16 protein-coding genes are annotated in these 24,554 nt (G+C 54.0%); 8 read left to right on the top strand and 8 right to left on the bottom strand.

Going from position 1 to position 24,554, the window contains the following annotated elements:
• Window positions 1-223 precede the first annotated feature (223 nt).
• The 8 genes from Enr10x_RS06220 (at window position 224) to alaS (ending at window position 13,341) form a co-directional block, all read left to right on the top strand.
• Window positions 224-1,282 carry an MraY family glycosyltransferase gene (locus tag Enr10x_RS06220; protein WP_232093247.1) on the top strand — a complete coding sequence of 353 codons (1,059 nt, stop codon included), beginning with the start codon at window positions 224-226 and terminating at the stop codon, window positions 1,280-1,282.
• Entirely contained in the window at window positions 1,275-3,680 is a 2,406-nt protein-coding gene (locus tag Enr10x_RS06215; protein WP_145105047.1) for an O-antigen ligase family protein, read from the top strand. The genes Enr10x_RS06220 and Enr10x_RS06215 overlap by 8 nt, the downstream gene beginning before the upstream one ends.
• 97 nt (window positions 3,681-3,777) lie before the next feature.
• Window positions 3,778-5,019 (top strand): DUF1573 domain-containing protein, encoded by a 1,242-nt coding sequence (locus Enr10x_RS06210; RefSeq protein WP_145105045.1) that lies wholly within the window; start codon window positions 3,778-3,780, stop codon window positions 5,017-5,019.
• A gap of 202 nt (window positions 5,020-5,221) precedes the next feature.
• Complete coding sequence (locus Enr10x_RS06205) at window positions 5,222-6,910, top strand: multiheme c-type cytochrome (protein ID WP_197996415.1); 1,689 nt, start codon at window positions 5,222-5,224, stop codon at window positions 6,908-6,910.
• A 57-nt stretch (window positions 6,911-6,967) separates the two neighbouring features.
• Window positions 6,968-7,534 (top strand): class IV adenylate cyclase, encoded by a 567-nt coding sequence (gene cyaB / locus Enr10x_RS06200; RefSeq protein WP_145448459.1) that lies wholly within the window; start codon window positions 6,968-6,970, stop codon window positions 7,532-7,534.
• Between the two features lie 288 nt (window positions 7,535-7,822).
• A complete protein-coding gene (gene recA, locus Enr10x_RS06195) occupies window positions 7,823-8,905 on the top strand; it encodes a recombinase RecA (protein WP_145105039.1) in 1,083 nt (360 codons plus the stop codon).
• Between the two features lie 200 nt (window positions 8,906-9,105).
• Window positions 9,106-10,707, top strand: coding sequence for a trypsin-like peptidase domain-containing protein (locus Enr10x_RS06190; RefSeq protein WP_197995095.1), 1,602 nt, complete (start codon window positions 9,106-9,108; stop codon window positions 10,705-10,707).
• A 6-nt stretch (window positions 10,708-10,713) separates the two neighbouring features.
• Window positions 10,714-13,341, top strand: coding sequence for an alanine--tRNA ligase (gene alaS, locus Enr10x_RS06185; RefSeq protein ID WP_145105035.1), 2,628 nt, complete (start codon window positions 10,714-10,716; stop codon window positions 13,339-13,341).
• A gap of 18 nt (window positions 13,342-13,359) precedes the next feature.
• Here the strand turns inward: alaS and Enr10x_RS06180 are convergent, their stop codons facing one another.
• From Enr10x_RS06180 to Enr10x_RS06145, 8 genes are all read right to left on the bottom strand, one after another.
• Complete coding sequence (locus tag Enr10x_RS06180; protein ID WP_145105033.1) at window positions 13,360-14,388, bottom strand: dihydrodipicolinate synthase family protein; 1,029 nt, start codon at window positions 14,386-14,388, stop codon at window positions 13,360-13,362.
• 94 nt (window positions 14,389-14,482) lie between these two features.
• Window positions 14,483-16,651 carry a Na+/H+ antiporter NhaC family protein gene (locus Enr10x_RS06175; RefSeq protein WP_145448457.1) on the bottom strand — a complete coding sequence of 723 codons (2,169 nt, stop codon included), beginning with the start codon at window positions 16,649-16,651 and terminating at the stop codon, window positions 14,483-14,485.
• 176 nt (window positions 16,652-16,827) lie between these two features.
• Complete coding sequence (locus tag Enr10x_RS06170; RefSeq protein ID WP_145105029.1) at window positions 16,828-18,048, bottom strand: sensor histidine kinase; 1,221 nt, start codon at window positions 18,046-18,048, stop codon at window positions 16,828-16,830.
• A gap of 73 nt (window positions 18,049-18,121) precedes the next feature.
• Window positions 18,122-18,703, bottom strand: coding sequence for a response regulator (locus Enr10x_RS06165; protein WP_145037498.1), 582 nt, complete (start codon window positions 18,701-18,703; stop codon window positions 18,122-18,124).
• 566 nt (window positions 18,704-19,269) lie between these two features.
• Complete coding sequence (gene mnmG, locus Enr10x_RS06160) at window positions 19,270-21,102, bottom strand: tRNA uridine-5-carboxymethylaminomethyl(34) synthesis enzyme MnmG (protein ID WP_145105026.1); 1,833 nt, start codon at window positions 21,100-21,102, stop codon at window positions 19,270-19,272.
• Between the two features lie 38 nt (window positions 21,103-21,140).
• Window positions 21,141-22,208 carry a Holliday junction branch migration DNA helicase RuvB gene (gene ruvB, locus Enr10x_RS06155; protein WP_145448456.1) on the bottom strand — a complete coding sequence of 356 codons (1,068 nt, stop codon included), beginning with the start codon at window positions 22,206-22,208 and terminating at the stop codon, window positions 21,141-21,143.
• 143 nt (window positions 22,209-22,351) lie between these two features.
• Window positions 22,352-23,410 (bottom strand): hypothetical protein, encoded by a 1,059-nt coding sequence (locus tag Enr10x_RS06150; protein ID WP_145448455.1) that lies wholly within the window; start codon window positions 23,408-23,410, stop codon window positions 22,352-22,354.
• Between the two features lie 52 nt (window positions 23,411-23,462).
• On the bottom strand, window positions 23,463-24,554 hold the full coding sequence (locus Enr10x_RS06145) for a zinc ribbon domain-containing protein (protein WP_145448454.1): 1,092 nt from the start codon (window positions 24,552-24,554) through the stop codon (window positions 23,463-23,465).

The raw sequence follows: 24,554 nt of genomic DNA, 5'->3' as shown, positions 1-24,554 counted from the left end.
CTGGTTATACAGGTCAGTTTAACTGTAGTTCCTGCACCAGATATATCAATCGAAAACTGAGGAGAAATGCATTTTTGGCTACCACTAAAGCGGTTCTTCAGCCAAACTAATGCATATTTCGCAAGAACTCTCTTCATAAGTCTGATTGTCCACCGTAATGTTATTCTTTGTATTTGCCTGCTCTGTCCCTGCTTTTGTAATTTCATTCCTGGCTACGGCACTCATGCGCAAACTCGCACCGCGCTGGGGACTCATCGACCAGCCGGCCCACCGGAAAGTGCATGTCACCCCCACCCCACTGGGCGGGGGAGTCGGAATCTGGATGGGGGTTGTGATTCCCATCGCCTCCGCGCAGTTAATCGCCTTCCTGATCCTGAAATCGGGGATCACGCCTGCCTGGCTGCCGCGGGAACTGACCCCGCACCTGGAAGGGGTCCTGTATCGTTCTCAGCAGCTCTGGATGGTTCTCGGAGGCGGAACGGTACTCGCTGTGATGGGACTGCTCGATGACAGATTCAATATTTCCTGGAAACCGCGTCTGATCATTCAACTGCTCGTCGCCATCGGACTCGTCCTGGGTGGTGTGCGGGGGACACTTTTCGTGCAGCAACCCTGGGTGGGCATGGCATTGACGGTTGTCTGGATTATTGTCCTCGTCAATTCCCTGAACTTCCTGGATAACATGGATGGGCTCACTTCGGGCATCGGTCTGATCGCAGCGGTCCTCTTTGCTATGATCATGCTCCGCTACACTGGCGAGCCGCGCTGGCTTGTCGCTGGTGTATTACTGGTACTCGCGGGATCCATTGCCGGATTCCTCTGTCACAACTGGCCTCCGGCCAAAATCTTCATGGGTGACTCGGGAAGTTACTTCATCGGATTGATTCTCTCGACCATGACGGTGCTGGGCACCTTTTATTCCGGGCACTCCTCAGCCGGCGATTCAGAAGGGGCACGGCACGTGATTCTGGCCCCCCTTTGTATTCTGGCAATTCCCCTGTATGATTTCTGTACGGTAATGATCATCCGCCTGAAAGAGGGCCGCAGCCCGTTTCATGCGGATAAGAGCCATTTTTCACACCGCCTGGTCGAACTGGGTCTGAGCAAACGGGATACCGTGCTCACCATCCACCTGGCAACATTAACCACCGGAGTAGGAGGCCTGATCCTGTATGAAGTCTCCACCTGGAACGCCGCACTGCTGATCATCCTGATGATCCTCTGCGTGCTCTCAATCGTAACTATTCTGGAGAACGTAGGTCGGAAAAATCGGAATGAGTAAACGCCGAAAACAAAACCGATCGCAACCGCCCGCATCCAGCACGCCTCCCATGGATTCAGGACCGATTTCGCTGGGAACCTTCTGTGATGCCAAGTTGCTGTTTCTGACCGGGCTGCTGGTCTCCGCCCGCTATTTTCTGCCGGCGGAATCCGCCGCCCAGGGGGAAACGCTTCCACTGGTTCTGGGCTGGTTTCTGGCAGCGATTCTGTTTTTCGTTACTCAGCTCACGAACTGTTCCCGCTCACTGCGTCTCGACCGGTTTGATGCCGGCGTCTGGCTGCTCGTCCTGGGACAGGTGCTGGCCACCCTGGTCATGATCCTGTTTCACGAAGGCCAGCAGCGGGCGGCCCTCAACATGCTCTGGGAATGGGTGGCCCTGGGTTTCAGCTTCTCGCTGCTCCGCCGGGTCGTCGCAGTTCCCACACTGAGGATCACCTTTTTACAGTGCCTGCTGGCAACCATTGTCCTGCTCTCCCTGTACGGTATCTGGCAGCATCACTGGATGTATCGGCAGCTCGCCCAGGAGTACCTGTCAGTCAGACAGCAGTACGATGCTGCAGTCACACCAGATGCGAGTGTGAAATTTCAAAATGAACTGATTTCGATGGGAGTCCCCGCCCATGCCCTGCAGGGCAGCAGTCGGCAGTTGTGGGAAGACCGCCTCTTAAAAAGCAACGAACCCCTGGGCATGTTCGCGCTGGCCAACACATTTGCCGGGCTGCTCGCTGTCGGATTTCTGATCTCATTTGCGATGAGCATCCACAGCCTGTTTCCTCCGCAAACAGCAGAGGGCGCTCCAGCTCTCCGCAGCCGCTTCCAGATTGGCGTCTACCTGCTCTGTACCATGCTCATCGGCTACTGCCTGATTCTGACGAAAAGCCGCAGTGCCTGGGGAGGGCTTCTGGCCGGCCTGGTCAGTCTGGGGCTTCTGAAGCTGCTCCAACGGCGTCAGTTGAGTCAGACGGCCCACCAGTTCTCTCGCAAACAGCTGATCACAGGCGTCTCGCTGGCGGTCATACTGCTGTTGGGATTTTTCCTGCTGGCCACGCTCAGCGGCGGTTTCGACCGTGCCGTCCTCTCCGAAGCCCCTAAATCGCTGCAGTATCGGATTGAATACTGGACCGCGACCTGGGACGTCATCAAGGAAAACCTGATGTGGGGCACGGGGCCGGGAAATTTTCGTGAACACTATCTCAAATATAAGCTGCCCGGCTCCAGTGAAGAAATCGCTGACCCCCACAATCTGTTTCTCGACGTCTGGGCCAATGCGGGCCTGATCGCGCTGCTTGGATTATTACTGACCCTCGCACTGGCCGGCTATCGCTGGTTCCTGAAGCCCCTCATCGAGAAACAGTCAGACACCGTTGAAGTAGTGAGTGTCAGCGAGACCGATCCCCTGTTGCGGCTGGCACTCGTTCTCGGATTTACCCTCACATTTCCCCTGCTCTGGTTCATGCAGCTATTTCTATCCGGCATCGATGAAACACTCTTCTGGCTCTTCCTGATCGGCTGGCTGGCGGTTTATTTCACGATCAGGGGAGGACGACAGACTGCAGACAGCTCCGCGCAGGCGTTTTCCACCGCTTCGCTGGTCCCCCTCTCGCTGGCCGCAGGTTTTGTTGCCTTATCCGTTCACCTGCTGATTGCAGGGGGCATTGCGATGCCCGCCATCACCCAGACCTGGCTGCTGTTAATGGCCCTCGCATTCCCGGTCCCCCGAGTACAGGCAGTTGCGGCTCCAGAGTCCGCTGAGCAGACCTCAGGTCTAACACCTATACACTTGAGAGCCATTCCATTACTGATCTGTGTGCTGTTGTTGATTTTATTTGTGATGACCGACTTCGCGCCAACAATTCAGCGTGATTCGCTCGTACAGAAAGCTGAGCTGGCACTCATGCGTGGGCAGTCGGCTCGTATTGCGCAACAGCGATTCAGTCAGGCCGGTCAGGCAGATCCGCTCTCCCCCGAACCCTGGCAGGCCCTGGCTGAGCTGAAATTCAGAGAAGGAGAACGGGATCGACGGGCCTTTGAAGAGGGTGTCCAATTCAAGAAGTCAGCCATTCAGCGAAACCCGTTGAATCCGCTGAACTATTTTGATCTGGGACGTCGGTACTATGAACAGTTCAAATCTTCGCAGCAGCAGGAGGATCTGACCGACGCAATCGACAATCTCAAACGGGCCGTCTCCGGCTATCCCCATAATGCCCGCTTCCGCGCCCTGCTGGCAGAAGCACTTTCCTCGGCAGGTCAGATCAGCGAGAGTCGTCAGCAGGCTGAACAGGCACTGGAACTGGATCAGGCCAACCGGAGTGCTCAACACGTGGACAAATATTTGCAAGACGAAACAGTGAGTCGAATGAAACAAATAATTAACAATAGACAAACGAATCAGAATTGAACTCAACCATGCTTGGGCTCATAATGACATAAGGTTTTATTACAAACAGACTTGTTTTTATTGCTGGCTTTTTAATTCTTTCTTCGTTGGTGTCACAATGAATTTCCGAACTGTTACGACTGTTGTTGTTCTGTTTATTGCCCTTGCTGGAACGGTCTGGCTGGGACGCACGAATAGTCAACTTGAAACTGCTGCTCCCGTGAAACCAGCAGAAGAACCCGAAGATGACCGCCCGAAAATCGCCCCGCACGGCCCCTATCCCAAAGCGGTTGTCGATCAGCCACTCTTTTTCTTTGGCAGTATGGCAGTGGGGCAGTCCATGTCCCATAAATTCATTATTAAAAACGAGGGAGAAGTTCCGCTGGAGGTCAAGAAAGGCAAAACGACCTGCAAATGTACGCTCAGTGAAATGCAGGACAACCTGATCCCTCCCGGTGAATCGGTCGAGGTTGAACTTACCTGGACTCCGAAAGCCGCTCAGGAACGATTCGGCCAGACCGCCACCGTTTACACGAATGACCCCGAAATGAAGGATATCAAACTGCAGATTGAAGGGACCGCGAACAGCCTGATTTCCTTTACCGGCGATTACCAGGGTTCGGCCAACTGGTCACTACCAGTCATGACCAGCACCAAGCCGGTTAATTTCACTGGTAAAATCCATACGAAGTATCTCGATGAATTTAAAATCCTGGGAATCAAAACGGACCATCCCGGTCTCTCGGCTACTTTCAAACCTCTCACCAAACAGGAACTGAAAGAAGTCGACGCCAAAACCGGCTATGCGATCGAAGTCACCGCCAGTCCCGACGAATTCCCGTTGGGTGGTTTCACGGAGCGCCTGCTGCTCAAAACAGATATCCCCAACGAACCGCAGCATGATCACGATCATCCTGAAGGCTCAGATCATGACCATAAACATGAGGCTGAACCGGGAACCAGAGACTTTATTATCCAGGTTTCAGGCAATCATACCGGCCCGATCCGCATCGTGCCCACTTTTGGTATCCGCTGGGACCCCGCCCGCATGCATTTGAATCTGGGCGAATTTCCCGCCGCCAAAGGGAAAGAAGCCATCCTGTCCATGTTCGTCGAAGGGCTTGAGGGGCCACTGGAAATCCTCGATCAGAAAATCGACCCCGGCTTCCTCAAGTTTGAAATCAAGAAAGACGACGCTTTCGAGTCCACGAACAAACAGCGCTACATTCTCAAATTCATCGTTCCCGCTGGGGAACCTGCTGTCTCTTATGGCCTGGGGAACCTGGCCAAAGTGAAATTACGTACTAACCACCCTCAGGCGAAAAATATCGAATTCAAGGTTCAGTTCATTTCACTGTAACCAGTATATTTTCCAACATGTTAGCAATCCCGGTTCCTCAGCAGTTCACAAGTCTGAGGAACCCCGGAGTGCAAAATCTGACCTTCAGGGCCGAGGTCAGATCTACTTTGACGCAAAACCATGTTTTGAGCTAAGATAGAGCCTGAGGACTCCCTTCTTCATGTTTAATCTCCTCAATCAATTCCATGGAAGGTCACACTGCATGCCTTATCTGCCCAAATCGTGTTCCCTCTGCCTGTCAGCCCTCATGCTGGCCCTGCTGGTGGGATGCGAAAGTAATACACCACAGCCTGTCACCAAAGAACACGCTCCCGAACCGGTCCCCCAGAGTCAGGCGGAAAGTCAGCCTGATCAGGTATCAGATACGACCGCTGAAACACCCACCAGCGACAAGCAGACGACGGCCCCCCCACAACAGAAAATGACTCCGGTTGCGGCAGGTCAGACACCTGCCAAATCTGAAAACGCACCTCCCAAGTCCGCGGGTACGCATCCTCCCAAACCGTTATTCGAAGGCTGGCCTGCTCCCAAACTGGCCATCGTTCTGACCGGCGAACGGCACGGCTACCTGGAACCCTGTGGCTGCACACAGAATCAGACCGGCGGTGTCTCGCTGCTCGCCAATCTCTTCAAACAGATTGAAGATCGTAAGTGGCCCGTGACTGCCTTTGATCTCGGGGGGCTCGTCAAACGTAACCGTCGCCAGAGCCAGATCAAATACGAAACGATCCTGGCCGCCATGAAAGACATGAAGTATGGTGGACTGGCCCTGGGACCGGAAGAACTCCGCTTTGGTGCAGACATCTTCCTGCAACTGCACAATCCGGAACCACCGGAACCCAATACCACACCCACATTCCTGGCTGCGAACATCCTGATCCTGGAGACCCCCGAACTGGGAAAAAAGAAGTTCAAAATCGTAGAAGTCGCAGGAGTGAAGATCGCCGTCACTTCCATTCTGGGAAAAACCCGCAAGGGGCAATTTCCGGACATTACCTGGCAGGAACCAGCGAAAGTATTGCCCGAAGTGATTAAGGAGATGCAGGCCGCCAAACCGGACCTGATGCTGCTGCTCTCACAGTCCAGTAAGGATGAATCCAAAACCCTCGCCAGACAGTTTCCCCAGTTCGATATTCTGCTCACTGCCGGCGGTGTCGAAGACCCGCTGGGCGAGCCCGAATTCATCGGCAAAACGATGATGGTCGATGTCGGACACAAAGGCAAAAGTGCCGGCGTGGTCGGCTATTATCCCGAAGAGGGCGCTAAGGGAGATCCCAAAAAACGTTTCCGCTTCACCGTCATCGAACTGGATAAGGAGCGTTTTAAAGACACTCCGAAGATGGCCGAGCACATGCAGTTCTACCAGGATCGTCTCAAGCAGGAAGATCTCGCTGCGAAGGAACTACCCATCGATCATCCGCGCGGCGCCACCTTCGTGGGGGCGGAAAAATGTGGTGAATGTCACACCAAAGCCTACGAAAAGTGGCTGACCACTGCCCACGCCCATGCCTACGAAAGCCTGATCAACGGCCGCAAAGACCAGATTGAACGGGGCGAGAAAATCGTTTCCCGCATCTACGATCCGGAATGTCTCTCCTGCCACGTCACCGGCTGGCATCCCCAGGAAGTCATCCGCTACAAGAGCGGCTTCGTCAACAAACAGCAATCTCCACATCTGCTGGGACAGCAGTGCGAAAACTGTCATGGCCCTGGTAGCGGACACATTGAACTCGTTGACATGGACAAAATCGAAGAGGCCAAAAAGGTCATGCGGGTAACGCTCGCAGAAGCCAAAAAAACAACCTGCTACAAGTGCCATGATCTGGATAACAGTCCCAACTTTAATTTTGATACCTACTGGGAAAAGATCAAACATCCCTGGCGGGACTAAGCCGGTTGATGTTGAATCCCTGCGGAAGCGGCCCTCTTTAATACAAGTCAATCTCCCATGCTGGAAATCGAACAGAAGTTTCAAATCTCTGATAAATCACAGCTGCTGGCGCAGTTGGAACAGATTGGTGCCACGCAGGGCTCTCCCCTGGACCAGGAAGATTTTTACTTCGCCCACCCCAGCCGCAATTTTGTCGAGACCGACGAAGCACTCCGCATCCGCCGGATCGGCACCGAGAACCACATCACCTATAAAGGTCCCAAGCGAGCCACCGTCAGTAAAATCCGCAAAGAGATTGAACTGGCATTCGAAGCGGGTCCAGCTGCGCTGTCTCAGTTGAAAGAGATGCTGGAACTCCTCGGGTTCCAGCCCGTGCGGAACGTGAAAAAACAGCGGACTCCCTACTCGTTTCAACACAACCAGCGACACTTCGAAATCACGATCGATGAAGTCGAAGGGCTCGGCACCTTTGCAGAAGTGGAAACCCTGGCGGAAGAAGCGGAACTCGAACAGGCCGAAGCCGCTGTCATCCAGTTGGCAGGTCAACTGGGACTCTCCTCCTCCATTCGTACCTCGTATCTGGGTATGCTGATGCAACAGGAAGAGAGTCACGGAGCCGACTGAGTCTTCTTCAATTTTTCATCGCTTTCCCTGCATTTATTCCTTTTCAGACTGAGGAGATTCTGAAATAATTGCCGACAGCTATATATGTCTCATGTTTGCTATTGTGACGGGATCTAAAACAAGATAATATATCTTTGTCCACAATAGACACTTCTTTTTAAAACCATGGGTCGAGACGGCGTTCAATAATAGCGTCCCCGCAATTCTCGATAAATTAGGCACTTGCTTCGCCTGACGAACTCGAACTCACTTGCGGGGCAAATGTCATATTATTGAAGGAAGACCTCAATGGCCGCAAAAGCAAGATCAAAACGAGCCGCCACTCCCCCCGCTCCCAGCAGTAACGGAACCAACGATTCCGAAGGGATGCTCAAGAACGCCCTGGGACAAATCGAACAGGCGTTTGGTAAAGGCTCCATCATGAAACTGACCGGGGAAAACGCTCGCGCAGTCCCCTCGATTGCCAGTGGTGCCCTCTCTCTCGACCTCGCCCTGGGAGGCCATGGATTTCCCCGTGGTCGTATCATTGAACTGTACGGGCCGGAATCGAGTGGTAAAACCACACTCGCTCTGCATGTGATTGCCAACGCCCAGAAAGAGGGCGGCATCGCCGCGTTCATCGACGCCGAGCATGCCCTCGATCCCGTCTGGGCGAAAAAACTCGGCGTCAACATCTCCGAGCTGCTGGTCAGCCAGCCGACTTACGGCGAAGAAGGCCTGCAGATCGCAGAAATGCTGATCAAATCCAACTCGGTCGATGTCATCGTCGTCGACTCCGTCGCCGCTCTGGTCCCCAAGGCGGAACTGGACGGGGAAATCGGTGATTCCCACGTCGGTCTGCAGGCACGTATGATGAGCCAGGCCATGCGGAAACTGACTGGTGCCATCTCCAAATCCAAAACCACGGTCATTTTCATTAACCAGATCCGTGAGAAGATTGGCGTCATGTTCGGCAGCCCCGAAACAACTCCCGGTGGTCGTGCACTGAAATTCTACAGTTCTGTTCGCGTCGATGTTCGCCGCATCGCAACGCTCAAGGACGGGGACACCGTGACTGGCATTCGCATGAAAGCCAAGATCGTCAAAAACAAGATCGCCCCTCCGTTCCGCATTGCAGAATTTGATATGCTCTCCACCGGCGGCATCAATTTCGAACTGGACCTGCTCGATCTGGCCGTGGAAAACAAGATCGTCAAAAAGAGTGGCAGCTGGTTCAGTTATGGGGAAACCCGACTGGGACAGGGCCGGGACCGTTCCAAAACGGTTCTGGAAGAAAACCCGGAGCTCTGTCAGGAAATCAAGCAGAAAGTCCTTGAAGCCCAAGGTCTGGTTCCTGTTACTGAAGAAGAACCGGAAGCCGTCGAAGCCTGATTCTGACAGTGGTCCACAGCCCTGCTGAAACCTATGAAAATCAGTAGAACGACCTTGATGCCCACACGGGTATTCAAGGTCGTTTTGCATTGGGTTCTCAGCAAAAACACTGTAAAATAAGGATGTTTCCAGCACCAGCGATCGCAATGCCCGCTTGTCTGTCTGGTTCCTGTTCCCGACGCTCCCATCTGAGGCAATGTATGTCTGCTGCCCTGAAAAATCTGACTCCCTACCGTCGTACACTGATCTGTCTCTGCGCGATCAGCGTGTTCTGGCTGAGCGGACTGTCCGGCAATCTGCTACACGCACAAACGCCCGACGCCCGCGCCGTCGCGTTTGCCGTCCAGCAGCAACTGGTAAAAGCAATCGAGAAATCAGAACATTCCGTGGTGGCGATCTCAAAAATCAAAACCCGTAAACAGCAGTTTCAGTCTCGGATTCCGGCCCCGTTTGGTCTCGATCCCAATCAGGATATGAACCTCTCGCATAACCCCCAGGATCTGAACTTCATGCCTACCGAATTCGGCTCCGGTGTCATCATCCCCGATCCTACACCGCAGAACCGGGTACTGGTGCTGACCAATTACCACCTGACACAGGGGGGCCCTGTCGCCGGTGAGAAGCGTATCCCCGAAAATCGCATTTACGTCCACACTGAGAATCGACAGGGTTTTTATGCTGCAATTATCGCTGCCGATCCGAGAAGTGACCTGGCAGTACTCATTCCCCTGGGACGCCTCGACGGCGATTACCTGCGCTCGCTGAAACCTATTCAGTACGGGAATGCAGAATCGGTCCGTAAGGGGCAGTTTGTGATCGCCCTCGGTAACCCCTACGCCATCGCCCGCGATGGTTCGCCCAGTGCCAGTTGGGGGATTGTGAGCAATTTTCAGCGCTACCCGGTCCCCATTTTCAAAAACTTCCTGAACCAGGAACTGGCCAAAAAAGAGACCATTCATCACTTCGGCACGCTGTTACAGGTCGATACTCACCTCGACCTGGGATCCAGCGGAGGAGCTCTGCTCGATCTGGATGGCAAGCTGATCGGAGTCACCACATCGCTGGCAGCTTTGGAAGGCTATGAAAAGTCGGCAGGTTACGCGATCCCGCTGGATCCTGAGACCAGGCGGATCATCCAGAGCCTGGCCTCGGGACTGGAAGCCGAATACGGCTTTCTGGGAATCACCCCCAACACCGTTGATCGCAGTGAAGCGAACCGGAATGTTGCCAGCATTGTCAATCTCAAGGAGCCGGCCTACGTACAGGCAGGCAGTGTCAAGCAGCACTCCCCTGCACAGCAGGCGGGGCTGCTGCCGAGTGACCTGATTCTCTCGATCAACGGGAAAGAATTACGCAACGAACTCGACCTGATGCGGGAAGTGGGTAAAGCGGGTGCAGGCAGTGAGGCAAAGCTGCAAATCTTGAGAGGAAAAAATCCGCGTGAGTTGACTCTGACAGTGAAACTGGGAAAATGGCCCGTGGCGGATGATGAAGGGATTGTACAAACCCGCTATCGGCATCCTCTCTGGCGCGGTTTGAGAGTCGATTATCCCACTGCCCGTGCAAAATATACGTTCAGTCCGTTCACTTACCCGCCCGCTGTGGTTGTGACTCATGTCGCTCCTGACAGTCCCGCCCAACAGGCCGGGCTGACAGAAGGAACGTTTATCCGATTGATCAACGATCAGCCGGTGCAGACTCCTGACGCGTTCTATCAGGAAGCACAACGGGCCAGCACTTCACCGGTAACATTACAACTTCTGGATGACCGTAAGATCATTCTTCCAACCAGTAAGCAATAAGAAACAATGAAAACAGACGAACTTCGCGAGAGTTATCTTTCCTTCTTTGAAGAAAAAGGCTGCGTCAGAAGACCATCCGACGTCCTGGTTCCCCGGGAAGACCCTACCGTTCTGTTCACACCCGCCGGGATGAACCAGTTCAAAGATCAGTTTCTGGGCGTAGGCAAGCTGGATTTCACGCGGGCCACCACTTGTCAGATGTGTCTGCGAACCGGTGATATTCAGAACGTCGGCGTCACTGCTTACCACCACACTTTCTTCGAAATGCTGGGGAACTTCTCCTTCGGCGATTATTTCAAACGCGAAGCCATCCACTGGGCCTGGGAATATCTCACCGATAAAAAGTACCTGGGACTCGACCCCAATCTGCTTTCCGTCACCGTCTACCTGGAGGACGACGAAGCTTACAACATCTGGCACGATGAAATCAAACTCCCCGCCAGCCGCATCAGCCGTGAAAACGAACACGAAAACTTCTGGCCCGCCGGTGCTCCCTCAGATGGTCCCGATGGTGTCTGCGGACCCTGTAGCGAAATTTTCTACCACCCCAACGGCGGCAAAGACAACGTCGAAATCTGGAACCTGGTCTTCACTCAGTTCAACCGCGTCGGCAATCCCCCGGACAACCTGAAGCCTCTGCCCAAAAAGAACATCGATACCGGCATGGGGCTGGAGCGAACCGCTTCGGTATTGCAGGGGGTTCAAAGTAATTTTGAAATCGACACCCTCAAAAAACTCTGTCTGGCAGCCGGCGATGTCGTTGGCACCAGTTACGGATTCGATAAACCGACGGGCCGTCCTCTCCGCCGTATTTCCGACCATGTCCGGGCCATCACCTTCAGCATCCACGAAGGCGTGAATCCCGATAAGGAAAAAGAAAGCTACGTCGTCCGGCAGTTGCTCCGCCGCGCTCTGCTGGAAGGCTACCTGCTTGGGAAACAGGAACCGTTCCTGTATCAGCTGGTGCCGGCTGTTGTTGACATCATGCAGACTCCCTATCCCGATATCGCCAAGACGGTCGAACACGTCCAGAGTACGATCAAGGATGAGGAAGAGCAGTTCCTGGGAGTCATCGAAAAAGGCTTGAGCCGCTTCGAAAGCATCATGAAGCAGGCCGAATCGCAAGGCAAATCGGAAATCTCCGGCGAAGATGCCTTTGAACTGCACCAGACAGACGGCTTCCTGATTGAACTGACGGAAGCCCTGGCTGCCAAAAACAACATCAGTGTTAACCGCACAGAATTTAACAACCTGATGTTGAAGCACCAGAAAGACAGTGGCAGCGGCGCCTTCCTCGATTCGGTGATGTCAGAAGGCCCCCTGACGGCCCTGCACAAAACCACCAGCGACACGGATTTCAAAGGCTACGAAACCACCACTTGTGAAAGCAAAGTCGTGGGGATTATTGCCGAAGACCGCCTGGTCGAATCGGTCGTGGAAAAAGGACACGCACACCCCGTCGTCGTTGTCATGGATCAGACCCCCTTCTACGCCGAAGCTGGTGGCCAGGTCGGCGACACCGGTTTCTTCACCGGCGCAGGGGTGAAGTTTGAAGTCATCAACACACAGAAGAAAAGCGGACTGACTCTGCACATCGGCCATCTGCTGGAAGGCAAACTCGAACAGGGGCAGACACTCACAGCCACGGTTACCGAACCGCGTCGTTCCGGTATTCAGCGTGCTCACTCTGCCACACACCTGCTGCACCACGCCCTGCACACCGTGCTGGGTGACAGCGCCATGCAGCGTGGTTCGAAAGTCGAGCAGGATATGCTCCGTTTCGACTTCTCGCACAGCAAGGCACTGAGTCCTGAAGAAATCAGTCGCATTGAAGACATCATCAATCAACGCATCTCCGAAGGCGCCTCGGTAACCACCGAACTGATGAAGCTGCAGGACGCCCGTAACCTCGGCGCCATGGCCCTGTTCGGCGAAAAGTATCCCGATTACGTTCGCGTCGTTCAGATGGGCGATTTCAGCACCGAACTTTGCGGGGGTACTCACCTTTCCAATACGGGACAGGTCGGTCTCTGCAAGATCGTCAATGAAGAACCGGTTGCCAAAGGGGTCCGCCGCATCCATGCTCTGACCGGCCCCAAGGCCCTGGAGAAGACACGCAACACCGAAAAGCTGTTGCAGGAAATCGCCAGCCAGCTCAAGGCACCGCGTATCGATGAACTCCCCCAGCGGGTCGCCAGCCTGCAGGATGAAATCCGGGAAATGAAAAAGCAGCTCCTAAAGTTCTCCAGCAAATCGCTGGCTGGAACCGCAGATGAACTGCTAGACGAAGCTCCTGTCGTCAACGATGTCAAAATCGTGGCCTACCACGCCCAGGATGTGTCGCGCGATCAACTGCGGGAACTCGCCGACCATCTGCGCAAGAAAGGCAAGCAGGTCGCCCTGATTCTGGGGACCGTGATCGACGGCAAAGTCGCTCTGATGGCCGCCGTCAACCAGGACCTGGTCAAGCAGGGACTCAAAGCCGGTGACTGTGTGAAAGCAGCCGCCAAAGTAGTCGGCGGAGGCGGCGGAGGCCGCCCCGATATGGCTGAAGCCGGTGGTAAGGATCCGGAACAGCTCGACGCCGCCCTGCAAGCCGGTGCAGATTACTTCCGCAGCCAGCTGGAAGGTTAATCCGGACGCAGCGTCTGCTTAAAGCAGATTACGACGATTCAGCTCAGCGACGACATGTTGCACAATCTGCGATACGTCGCTGGTGCTGAGGTCTTCACCACTGATGCCCGTGGCACAACCGCCAATCGGCTCATCGGTGAAGCCATGCTCCGAAAGCATGCACTGCAGTGTGCGGCTCAAGGTGACGATGTCCGTTTTCTGTTCCGCGGTAATCGGCTGACGCCCCTGCCCCATATTGAACCCTCGCAGTTCGACGGCAGCCCGGAACCCTTCCGGGAACTCGGCTGAATAAATCATGGTGTCGAACAGGGTAAGCAGATCGTACTGCACGCGGCGGGCTTCATCCAACTGACCGGAGGTCGTCAGGTCATACAGTTTCCGCGTCAGTTCAGGCACCACACCCGAACTGGCATTGGTTCCCCCGTCCGCGCCAATCAGCATCAAGGGCATCAGTGCGGCATCCCAGCCGGTCAGAAAAGAAAATTCCGGACGATTCGGACGTACTGCCTGAATCATGCGGATCATGTTAGGCAGATCGCCCGAAGAATCTTTGATCGCCACGATCTTTTCACACTCTTCTGAGAGACGCTGAATCGTGGGCACATCGATTGGACTGGCAAACATCGGAATGTTATACAGTGTCACATCGATGGGTGTGTTATCCCCAATTTCCTTGAAATAGGCATAAACCGAAGCGGGGCTCAGTTTGTAATAAAAGGGAGCCACAATCGCCACGGCCCGGATTCCCAGATCGTGGTAGTATTCGCAGGCTTTGATGGTCTCCCGCACGTTTGCTTCCGCAGCCCCAGCCAGAATTGGCACGCGGCCCCGCGTCTGATCGGCAATGATGGCCACAATCCGCTTACGCTCTTCAGGAGTAAAACGGGTGAATTCACCTGTGGAACCGTTGGGATAGAGCCCATGCACCCCTTTTTCAATGAGCCAGTCGATGTAACGCCGTAATTCCGGCTCGTTAATCTCGCCACGGGAATCGTAGGGAACCAGGTTGGGGGTAAAAATACCGCGGAGCTTGGACTCGGACTGCATGTTGAGGGACACCTATTACTGAAAATCAAACAGGACTGGGAGTTTGAAGAATATAGGTGAAGTATAACATATAAATCAGTCCGGGGACACGGATTCAGACCTCTTCCGGCGACTCTTCTACAGACTCAGTGGGCTCTGCGGATTCGGAATCCGTCTGATCCACTTCACCCGTCCTTTCCTCTTCTTCGTCAGATCCGTTATCCCTGTTGTTAAACTCCTCAGCGGTCACCCCGGCCTCAAGCAGGGCATTCGCCTCGGCTTCCGCGGAACGTCCATAGAACAGCAGTATCAGAACCAGCACCACCAGCCCGACCGGCAACAGAATATATGGCTGAAAACCGAAACCAACCGGCAGGTACCCAAACAGGACGGACACCGCAGCCACCGTCAACGCATAGGGCATTTGCGTCAACACATGATCAAGGTGGTCGGACCCCGAAGCTGCAGACGAGAGTACCGTCGTATCGGAGATGGGCGAACAGTGGTCGCCAAAAATGGCTCCTGCCAGCACACCTCCAATGGTCCCCAGCATCAGATGGTGGTTGGGATCTGCCTCATTAAGCGGTACCAGCAGACTGTAGGTCAATGAAATCGACAGCGGCATTAACAGCCCCATTGTCGACCAGGAACTGCCGGTCGCAAAACTCACGACCGCTGCCAGCAGAAATGTAATTGTGGGCATCCAGTTGGGGGACAGTTTCTCGGAAAGCATCTCGACCAGTACCCCTGCCGTATTGAGATGCTCCGCATCACAAACGGTCGCAACCGACCAGGCAAGTACCAGAATCAGGATCGCCAGAAACATGCTCTTGGCCCCGGCAGACCAGGCTTCCACACATTCATTCAGGGACAGCGATTTGGAAAGACTGCAGCTCACCACCGCTGCGATCGAAGCCAGAAACGATGAAATCAGCAACACGCGGTTCGGTGAAGAATGCTCCAATACATTCTGAAAATTCACTTTGAGCTCGGTCTGCCCCTGCTGCACGCGTTCCATATTGAGGCGATTGATTTCGATTGTCCCCGTCCACCATAGACCAATCATCGCCAGTCCGAGCAGCGCAATCAGGGGAACCAGGGCATTTCGCAGTAACTGACGTCGTGCCAGTTCTCCCGTATCAGCGTTCCCCTCGACTTCTACGATATTGAACCGGCCGGGACGAACCAGCTGGCCATAAGCAATCGCACGGGTTTCCGCTTTCAGCATCGGGCCAAAATCATTTCCGATGTAGGCCACCAGCCAGACAAACGCCAGCAGTTGTAGTGGATAGAACCGGTAAGGCAGGCTGTATAAAAATGTGGTGTAATAATCTTCGGTCATACCCAAACTGGCATAGGTATCAGCAATGTAACCAATCTCCACCCCTACCCAGGTCGATATAATCGCAATCCCCGAAACCGGGGCTGCCGTGGAGTCCACCAGAAAAGCCAGTTTTTCGCGCGAGACCTTCATGCGATCAGTAAACGGTCGCATCGAACTCCCCACCAGCAGCGAGTTCGCATAGTCATCGAAAAAGACAACCAGCCCCAGAAACCAGGTCATGACCTGACTGTGTTCCCGTTTGGTGGCATATTGAGAGAGGCGGTTCACCAGCGCTGCGGTCCCTCCCCCTGCCGACATCACACCAACCATGGCTCCCAGGAACATCGTAAACATGATGATCATCATGTGCGAATAATCGGTACTGCCCGGTTCGACAATTTCATGAATGACGAACGTATCCAGCGTATGTACAAATCCCAGAAACAGATTGCCGTGCGCTAAAATGACAGCGCCCAGCCAGATACTCACCAGTAAAGCGAGAATGATATTGCGGAACCAGACCGCCAGGACCACTGCCACCAGCGGGGGCAACAGGCTTAACCATTTAGAGATCCGGTAGACTTCCGTTTCTCCCGACCGGCGCTGATCCGGATCGACCCTGATCACGTCACTGGTGATGAATACCTTCTGATTTTTCGCCAGATCCGTTTTGAGTTCCAGGACTCCGTGATCAAAGGGAGGCAATGCCGTATCGACTTCATGGACCCAGAGTTCCAGTCCTTCAACCTTCTCCGGACGTTCGGAATATGCAGTATCCAGAGTGCCGTCCAGCTTGAGTGCACGAATTGTGACCTGGCTCACCGGGATGCCGATCACCGCGACAGGGGGAGCTTCAATCTCGTAGCGCGCTGGTTCTTTTTTGAGTGGCACATCCGTGATCGGCGCGGTCTGCCCCAGCAGGCTGGTAAAAATGATCAGAAGTGAGTGAGTCGCCGCCATCGTCCCTCAGGCTGCTTTTGGGAATTCAAAGATGAGGACAGAGCCTGTCCGCGCCAGACCAGACGTTCCTTATTCTCGTGAGCTCCTATTGAAACTGATCATCAACTGATCCGCAAGCGAGGATTTCCAGAAACTCTCATTCGAGACTCAATGGCAGTCCGCAGGTGTGAAACTGGCTAATCTGACGAGATAATTGGACTCTCAGCGGGCCAGTAAAGATGGAATGTCACCCCACGCTGCCGGTTTGGTTCTACTGCAATCGTAGCCCCGTGCTGCGTGGCAATCCGCCAGCATTTAGACAAACCAAAGCCCAGCCCCCGCCCGGCCTGACGGGCCGAGTAAAACGGATCAAACAGATGGACGCGTTCTTCCTCTGACAGACCAGCTCCGTCATCAATGATCTGCAGATGCAATATCCGCCCCGATTCGATCTCCGACTGAGAGGCTCTGACCTGCAGCTTCCCGCCCGGCTCCATGGCATGCAGGCTGTTGAGCAGCAGGTTACTCAGTACCACTTTCCATTGCACTTCATCCGCCAGGACAGTCAGCGCATCAGCAGCATCAACAACCACTTGAACGCCCGCCTGACTGACCTCTTCCTGCAGACTATCCATAACTTCCTGCATTGTCGTCGAGAATGAGAGTAACTCCGGTCGGGGAGCCGGCGGACGGGCAAACAGCATTGCATCCCCGATCATGTCCCGCACCCGGTAAGCCTGTCCGCCGATCGTTGCCAGAGCCTGCCTTCGCTCGGGATCAGTCTCTGATTTGAGCAGCATCTGCACCCGCCCGACAATCGTTGCGACCGGGTTATTGATTTCATGCCCGGCCCCGGCTGCAAACTCAGCCATCGCTTCCAGCTTCTCAACATCAGGGATGATCCAGCCTGCCGTCTGCGCGGATTGATCAGAGCCTCCCGCCCCCTGCAGCAGCGCCTGATTTAACAATCGCTGACTCACGTCCAGCAATTCACAAATCAGTGGATCATTCCCATGCCGATCTACAGAGGAAAACAGGAACAGCCCCAGTACGGTCCCCTCGCTACAGGCTTGAAAGTAAGCATGCGCAGGCTGATCCGAAATTTCGGCAAAAGTATGAGCCTGCTCCAGTAGAGACTGCAGCTGTTCCTCGCTGGAATATTTGGGGATTACTGGAACTGCTGTCTGCTGCAGGCTGGTCACCTGCGCTTCGGAAGCACGAAACAGAGCAGCCGTCAGCCGGGCAGCCTCTGGTTCATACATGCCCAGGTAAACCGCCGCCGCCCCGGTTGCTTCACACCAGATTGAGGAAAGTTCACAGAGGGTCGATCCCGGTGAGCGCGTGGGGATCAATGACCACAGACGTCGATAAATGGCCGCCGGTATGTGAGTTTCTACGCTACCGGTGTCGCTCGACATCTGACACTCCCTGCAACAGTCCCCACGACGACCGGACGTTTCCGATCGTCATGAAACTGATGACTGCCTTGCTTCAGGCAGTGTGAACAGACTCCAGATTCAGCAGCGTGCAGACGCGATCTGCCAGCTGTTCGACTTCGAACGGCTTCTGCATGAAATCGTTGGCACCAGCTGCTTTCAGATCGTCGATCTTGTCTGCTTCGACCATACCACTGATACAGATGATTTTCACATCGTCCATGGAAGAGTCGCTGCGGACGCGCTGACAGACTTCTTTCCCGTTAATATCAGGCAGCATCACATCCAGAATGATGATATCCGGGTGGTATTCCTTGACCATCATCCCTGCATCAAAACCGTTGTTGGCTACCCGAATTTCAAAGCGAGAATCTGCTTCCAGAACGTCACGGATCAGTTCTACCAGTTCTTCGTCATCATCAACAATGAGTGCTTTGCGTTTGCCACTTTCCAGGGCGTCAGTGGGAATTCCATTGTCTTTCATAAACTTGAACAGGACATCACGCGGAATCCGTCGAAAACGAGAGCCGGGTACCCGAAATCCCTTTAATTGGCCAGAATCAAAACAGCGAATAATCGTTTGTTGACTCACTTTGCAAATCTTTGCGGCTTCGCCTGTGGTAAAGACCGTTTTCATATTGCTCATCCATCCTTTGAAGACCCGACCCTGTTGAGCGGGAAGACCAAGCGCTGTAAGGCTATTACAACATGCAATAACCGAGCCCCTGCGCAGGTGTCACAGTGACCCGTTCACTGTTCTGCCTGCTTGAAACTGACATCTCCATAATCAGCCTCTTATCCATTTACTTGAATCCAGTCACCTGAACCCAGGTAAAGCGATAAAAAACTGCATCCTCCAAGGTGCAGTTCTGTGGCCCGTCACTTGCCAAACGCTACTGATTGGCCAGACGTCACAGGTATCCCACATGGATCCAAACGCCAAAACTTTCAATACCGCTTGACTTTACCAGTATTATCAATAATTCCGATTGTATCTATTCTGACGATTTGGTCAACACGCATTCGCCCTGTTGACCAATTTATTGAAATAAACATGTACAAAACATGAACTTACAGAAAAGTCACGGACCTCAAACCTCGTCTATTTTCAGCATACACTTCCGAATTGCCAGACCGCGCGCAACATGGAACCAATGCATTAGAAACGACTTATGAGAACGAAATCATCTCGTGTCTGGAAACTCAGGTCGCCATCCGGCTGCTGCTGTTGAGATAGAGCACTAAAACCGTCAGATCGGCGGGGGTAACACCACTGATTCTGCCCGCCTGACCGATGTTGCGTGGTTTGACACGGCTCAGCTTTTCTTTCGCTTCATTACGCAGATTGGGCACCAGCTGATAGTCAATATGGTCAGGTATGTGCAGTGTCTCCACATTCTTCTGCTTTTCGATTTCCGCCGTCTGGCGCCGAATGTAACCGGCATACTGCACCTCAATCAGCGTCTGTTCTATGGCCCGCTCCGAAAGTTGCATCTCCTTGAGGGCCGGTGCAAATTCACAGATTTCTGACCAGCCGGTATCCTGACGCCGCAACCATTCTTCCAGCGTATTGCCCTGATAACGGGTCCCCTGAATGAACTGTTTGATCCGCTCAATCTCGGCTTCGTAAGCCTGATACTTCTCCCAGCGCTCGTCGTCTACCGAACCTGTCTCGCGCCCCAGGGGGGTCATACGGCGGTCCGCATTATCCTGTCGCAGCAACAATCGAAACTCGGCCCGCGAAGTAAACATCCGGTAGGGCTCATCGACGCCTTTGGTCACCAGGTCGTCAATCAAAACCCCCAGGTAAGCCTGGTTCCGATCCAGAATCAGGTCCGCTTTACCAGCCAGTTTCAAAGCGGCATTCAATCCGGCCAGCAGCCCCTGACCGGCAGCTTCTTCATATCCAGTGGTTCCATTCAACTGACCGGCAAAATACAACCCGGAAACCCGCTTCGTTTCCAGCGTTGGTTTAAGTTGGGTCGGCGTCGCGAAATCATATTCGACTGCGTAGCCATACCGCATGATCTCGGTCTGTTCCAGACCGCGAATGGAATGAATCATCTTGTCCTGCACATCGCGGGGCAGACTGGTGGAAATCCCGTTACAGTAATATTCGTTGGTGTAACGTCCTTCCGGCTCCAGAAAGATCTGATGCGAATTGCGCTCGGAGAACCGGACGACTTTATCTTCGATCGACGGACAATATCGCGGGCCGGTGGAATTGATCTGTCCGGAATACATGGGCGCCCGGTGCAGATTTTCGTTGATCACCTGATGCACGTACTCATTGGTTTCCGTCAGATAACAGGGCAGCTGCGGCTGGGTGAGCTTTTCCGTCATATAAGAAAATGGCTGTGGCTCTTCGTCGCCAGGCTGCTCTTCCAGAACGGAAAAATCGATCGTCCGTCCATTCAGGCGGGCTGGCGTTCCCGTTTTAAAACGCTGGAGCTCAAACCCGAGCTGGGCCAGACTGTCCGACAGGGTTCCTGTCGTCCCCTCACCCGCGCGGCCCCCTTTGGTTTTGGCTTCACCGGTATGCATGATCGCCTGCAGAAACGTCCCCGTCGTCAGAATCACAGCCCGCGCACGGTAACGGGCATCGCCGTGTACCAGCACACCGGTGATCTGATCATCTTCCACGATCAGACTCTTGACCATCTCCTGCCGCAAAGCCAGATTGTCCTGCTGCTCAACCTTCCATTTCATACAGAACTGATACGCTTTTTTATCGGCCTGCGCCCGGGGGCTGTGCATTGCCGGTCCCTTGGAGCGATTCAGCATCCGAAACTGGATTCCGGTCTCGTCGATCACCCGCCCCATTTCGCCACCGAGTGCATCGATCTCACGGACGATCTGCCCCTTCGCGACTCCCCCAATGGCAGGGTTGCAGCTCATCTGCCCCACGGTGTCGCAGTTCATTGTCAGCAGGGCTGTTTTTGCCCCCAGGCGGGCTGCAGCCAGAGCGGCTTCGCAACCGGCATGGCCGGCGCCAACAACAACGACATCATAATCATAGGTGACAGAATGACTCATGGCTCTTCTTTGCAGTTCAGAGACGGAAGGCGTGTATCTTATCGAAACAGGGGACCCGCATCGGGGGGATTGAGCTTCAAATGCTCCAATGCCGCCATCGTGACGATTCGCCCGCGGGGAGATCGCTGGATAAAACCGGAACGCAACAGGAACGGTTCGACTTCATCTTCCAGCGTATCTGCCGGGATATTCAGGCTGTGTCCCAGCGCCTGCACTCCTGCCGGCCCACCTGAGAACGTCTTGATCAAGGTCTCCAGGTACCTGCGGTCCTGTCGCTCCAGGCCGATCTGATCAATTTCCAGCATGTCGAATGCCCGCTTGACGATGTCATCGGTAATATTACCATCTGCTTTACTCGTCGCAAAGTCACGCGCCCAGCGCAACAGATTATTCGCTTTCCGCGGGGTTCCCCGGCTGCGACGGGCAATTTCAAATGCAGCCTCATCCGTGATCGGTGTTTTCAGTTTTCGGGCATTGCGGCGAACTATTTCCACCAGATCTGTATCTTCATAAAAATCCAGATGCTCGCGACGGATGAAGCGGTCCCGCAAAGGCGCGGTCAGCATCCCGCTACGTGTGGTCGCCCCAATCACAGTAAACTTCTGCAGTTTCATATTCACCGTTCGGGCGTTGAGGCCCTCTCCCAGCGTGATATCCACCCGGAAATCTTCCATAGCCGGGTAGATGAATTCTTCCACGGTGGCTGGCATGCGGTGGATTTCATCAATGAACAGGAACGAACCGTGACTTGCATTGGTCAGGTAAGGCAGCAGATCCTTAGGGGCACTCAGTGCAGGGCCTGAAGTAATCTGCAGCTCGGTCCCCAGTTCACGAGGCAACACGGAAGCCAGCGTGGTTTTCCCGAGTCCGGGAGGACCGTCGAGCAACAGGTGCCCCAGGGGCTCGTTTCGTTTCCGGGTCGCATCCAGAAAAACTTCCAGCCGTTCCACGACCTGTCGCTGCCCGACCACCTCGCTCAAACGTTTGGGCCTGAGTTCGTCATCATATTCAGGGTCATCGGCCAGGTAATTGGAATCCCAGCCCCCGCCACCGGAAAAATCATCTTCCGGTTCGTCTTCCCCTCTAATTACAGGTTCGCGAACCATACTTCCGCCCAGGACCTTTTGTATACCACCAGAAAACACGCGTTCTCAGCAAATCGGCTGGTATCATAGCAAACAGACTCCCCTGACGTAAAACCCAGACAGGCAAGCTCTGCAGAAATCTGACAGCTCACTCCGGGAAAAGTTCACGCGGCCCGTGTGATCTGGACGTAGGCCACAGCCTTAACCAGTTGCAGGAACGAGTACAGGAACAGCCCCCCTGCGACTCCCAGCAGGCACGCTACTCCTACGACCGGTCCTGGAGGTAAGCTCAGCTGCGCCACCATCAGATACGCCAGGCCAATCAGGGCAACCGCCTCTAAGATCACCAGCCCGAACAGCGAGAGAAAGACAAGAAACAGAGTGATCAGATTTCCCTTGGTGACATCAACTGCCTTGCCAAAGGATTCCACCCCCGGCAGGTTACGATCCACAAGCAGATAGGGATAAGGCCAGAACAAGAGCGCCAGTGCATATCCCGCGAGTACAAACACCATATTGGCAAAGAAGATCAGTAACTCGAACAGCAGCGAACAGAGCACCATTCGACCGGTGAACTGTCCCCCCGCAAAGATGTTGCTCAAGGCAGGCTGTTCGTCCTGTGCGACTCTCATAAACAGGATCACTTTACCCAACTCAAAATAGGCAACGACATACAGCAGCATTACCAGAGCGATGAGTCCCAGAAAGATCATTGGCAGCACCAGTAGCAGCGAGTTTTCCGGCATCACCAGCGAGAGCCCCATAAAAACCAGTAGCCCGATTACGAACATCAGGATGCATACGAGGACATATAAAATATTAGCCAGCAACGGCCCTAACAGGCAGACTCCCGGATACTGCCAGAACAGCTCCCAGGAACGGCCAAATACATCTTTCGCCCTGATTGACTGAAATTCATTCTGGGCTGACTGCGTCTGCTGAAGTTCTTCTCCGCAGGAGACACATTCGAATTCTTCCTCTGGATTGACAGCCCCGCACATGGGACACTCCACAGTCTCCGAAACGGGTACCAGTTCCTGGGAGGTTTTCTGGAGTGCGACATCCTCAAAAAAATCATCGAACGCATCAGCAGCGAGAGAGTCATCTTGAACAGGTACCGAGATGGTCTCGCCGCACTGAGGGCATCTTGCCAGACTCCCTGCTTTATCATCAGGAGCAGACAGAATTTTCTGGCAAAACCGGCACTCAAACTCGATGGTCAAGGATCAGTCACTTTCTCAAGCAGTATTCAAGTATCATACGTCAGCTTGAAGTTTATTGATTTGTCATTTCAGCATAACAGGTGCCACCAACAAGGACAGAAAAGGGAATCAGAAAGAGGTAGACAAACGCCATAAAAAATATCATCACGATCGGGAACCAGACGGGAGGCCCAGCCCCCCGATCCATTCCCACAGTCGCGAATACAAGCGATAGATAGGGAACGAGCACAATGCTCCCCAGTACCAGGGAAATGAGAAACAGCGACATCAGATTTCCCTGGGTGATTTTGCGGGATTGCGTCAGTGATTCAATCCCAGGCAGATTCCTGTCAATCAGCAGATAGGGGTAAGCGCCGAACATCAGAGCAATGATGATGCCTGGTATAATCAGACAGATATAACCCAGTGCATACATAAAAATGAACAACAGGCTGCAAAGCAGCATTCTGCCCAGATAAGGCCAACCACTGAATAATTCATTGAAACTCGGTTGCTCACCCCGCACCAGTTTCAAAATATACGAAAGCACTCCCAACAGGAAATAAAACTGAAACACGGCGTTGATCAGTAACACAACGATATAGCCCAGAATTCCCAGTGCGATCAAGACTCCCGGCTCGGGCTCCCCCAGCAAGGCAACTGCACCAACGCCCAGAGCAATAAACAGGATTAAAACAGCAACGGAGCAAAGGACTGCCAGAATGTAAGCCAGAAAATGAACTCCGATCACACGTCCCAGGTTCGACGAAAATACTCCCCAGGCCCTGGAAAGGACTGCCCCCACTTCAATTTTGCGGGGCTCCCCTGATCCAGGCCCCGGAGACTGCAGCGTTTCGCCGCAATAGTCGCAGTTCAGAGCCCCCGCAGGAGCTTCTTCGCCACACATCGGGCAAACCGTCTGGCCAGTTGATAGAACACTCTCTTCCTCGCGAAGTGTTCCCTCTGCCAGAAAACTCGACTCTTCAGGGACTGGAGTGCCTGTATCACTCCCCCCTTCATCAGCCCGGCTGAGAGAGGTCATCCCCTCCGGAACAGGAACCGAGATGGTCTCGCCGCACTGAGGGCACCTTGCCAGGCTACCTGCTTTGTCGTCAGGAGCCGACAGGACTTTCTGGCAATACCGGCACTCAAATTCAATCGTCAA

Source organism: Gimesia panareensis, from assembly GCF_007748155.1.
In the GTDB taxonomy this organism is placed as follows: Bacteria; Planctomycetota; Planctomycetia; order Planctomycetales; family Planctomycetaceae; genus Gimesia; species Gimesia panareensis.
The sequence above is the reverse complement of the archived record's forward strand: the minus strand, read 5'-3'. Positions and strand labels throughout refer to the sequence as shown.

Coding starts and splice junctions, on each gene's coding strand:
- Enr10x_RS06220 (WP_232093247.1), top strand. CDS start 224: ATGCGCAAACTCGCACCGCGCTGGGGACTCATCGACCAGCCGGCCCAC.
- Enr10x_RS06215 (WP_145105047.1), top strand. CDS start 1,275: ATGAGTAAACGCCGAAAACAAAACCGATCGCAACCGCCCGCATCCAGC.
- Enr10x_RS06210 (WP_145105045.1), top strand. CDS start 3,778: ATGAATTTCCGAACTGTTACGACTGTTGTTGTTCTGTTTATTGCCCTT.
- Enr10x_RS06205 (WP_197996415.1), top strand. CDS start 5,222: ATGCCTTATCTGCCCAAATCGTGTTCCCTCTGCCTGTCAGCCCTCATG.
- cyaB (WP_145448459.1), top strand. CDS start 6,968: ATGCTGGAAATCGAACAGAAGTTTCAAATCTCTGATAAATCACAGCTG.
- recA (WP_145105039.1), top strand. CDS start 7,823: ATGGCCGCAAAAGCAAGATCAAAACGAGCCGCCACTCCCCCCGCTCCC.
- Enr10x_RS06190 (WP_197995095.1), top strand. CDS start 9,106: ATGTCTGCTGCCCTGAAAAATCTGACTCCCTACCGTCGTACACTGATC.
- alaS (WP_145105035.1), top strand. CDS start 10,714: ATGAAAACAGACGAACTTCGCGAGAGTTATCTTTCCTTCTTTGAAGAA.
- Enr10x_RS06180 (WP_145105033.1), bottom strand. CDS start 14,388: ATGCAGTCCGAGTCCAAGCTCCGCGGTATTTTTACCCCCAACCTGGTT.
- Enr10x_RS06175 (WP_145448457.1), bottom strand. CDS start 16,651: ATGGCGGCGACTCACTCACTTCTGATCATTTTTACCAGCCTGCTGGGG.
- Enr10x_RS06170 (WP_145105029.1), bottom strand. CDS start 18,048: ATGTCGAGCGACACCGGTAGCGTAGAAACTCACATACCGGCGGCCATT.
- Enr10x_RS06165 (WP_145037498.1), bottom strand. CDS start 18,703: ATGAAAACGGTCTTTACCACAGGCGAAGCCGCAAAGATTTGCAAAGTG.
- mnmG (WP_145105026.1), bottom strand. CDS start 21,102: ATGAGTCATTCTGTCACCTATGATTATGATGTCGTTGTTGTTGGCGCC.
- ruvB (WP_145448456.1), bottom strand. CDS start 22,208: ATGGTTCGCGAACCTGTAATTAGAGGGGAAGACGAACCGGAAGATGAT.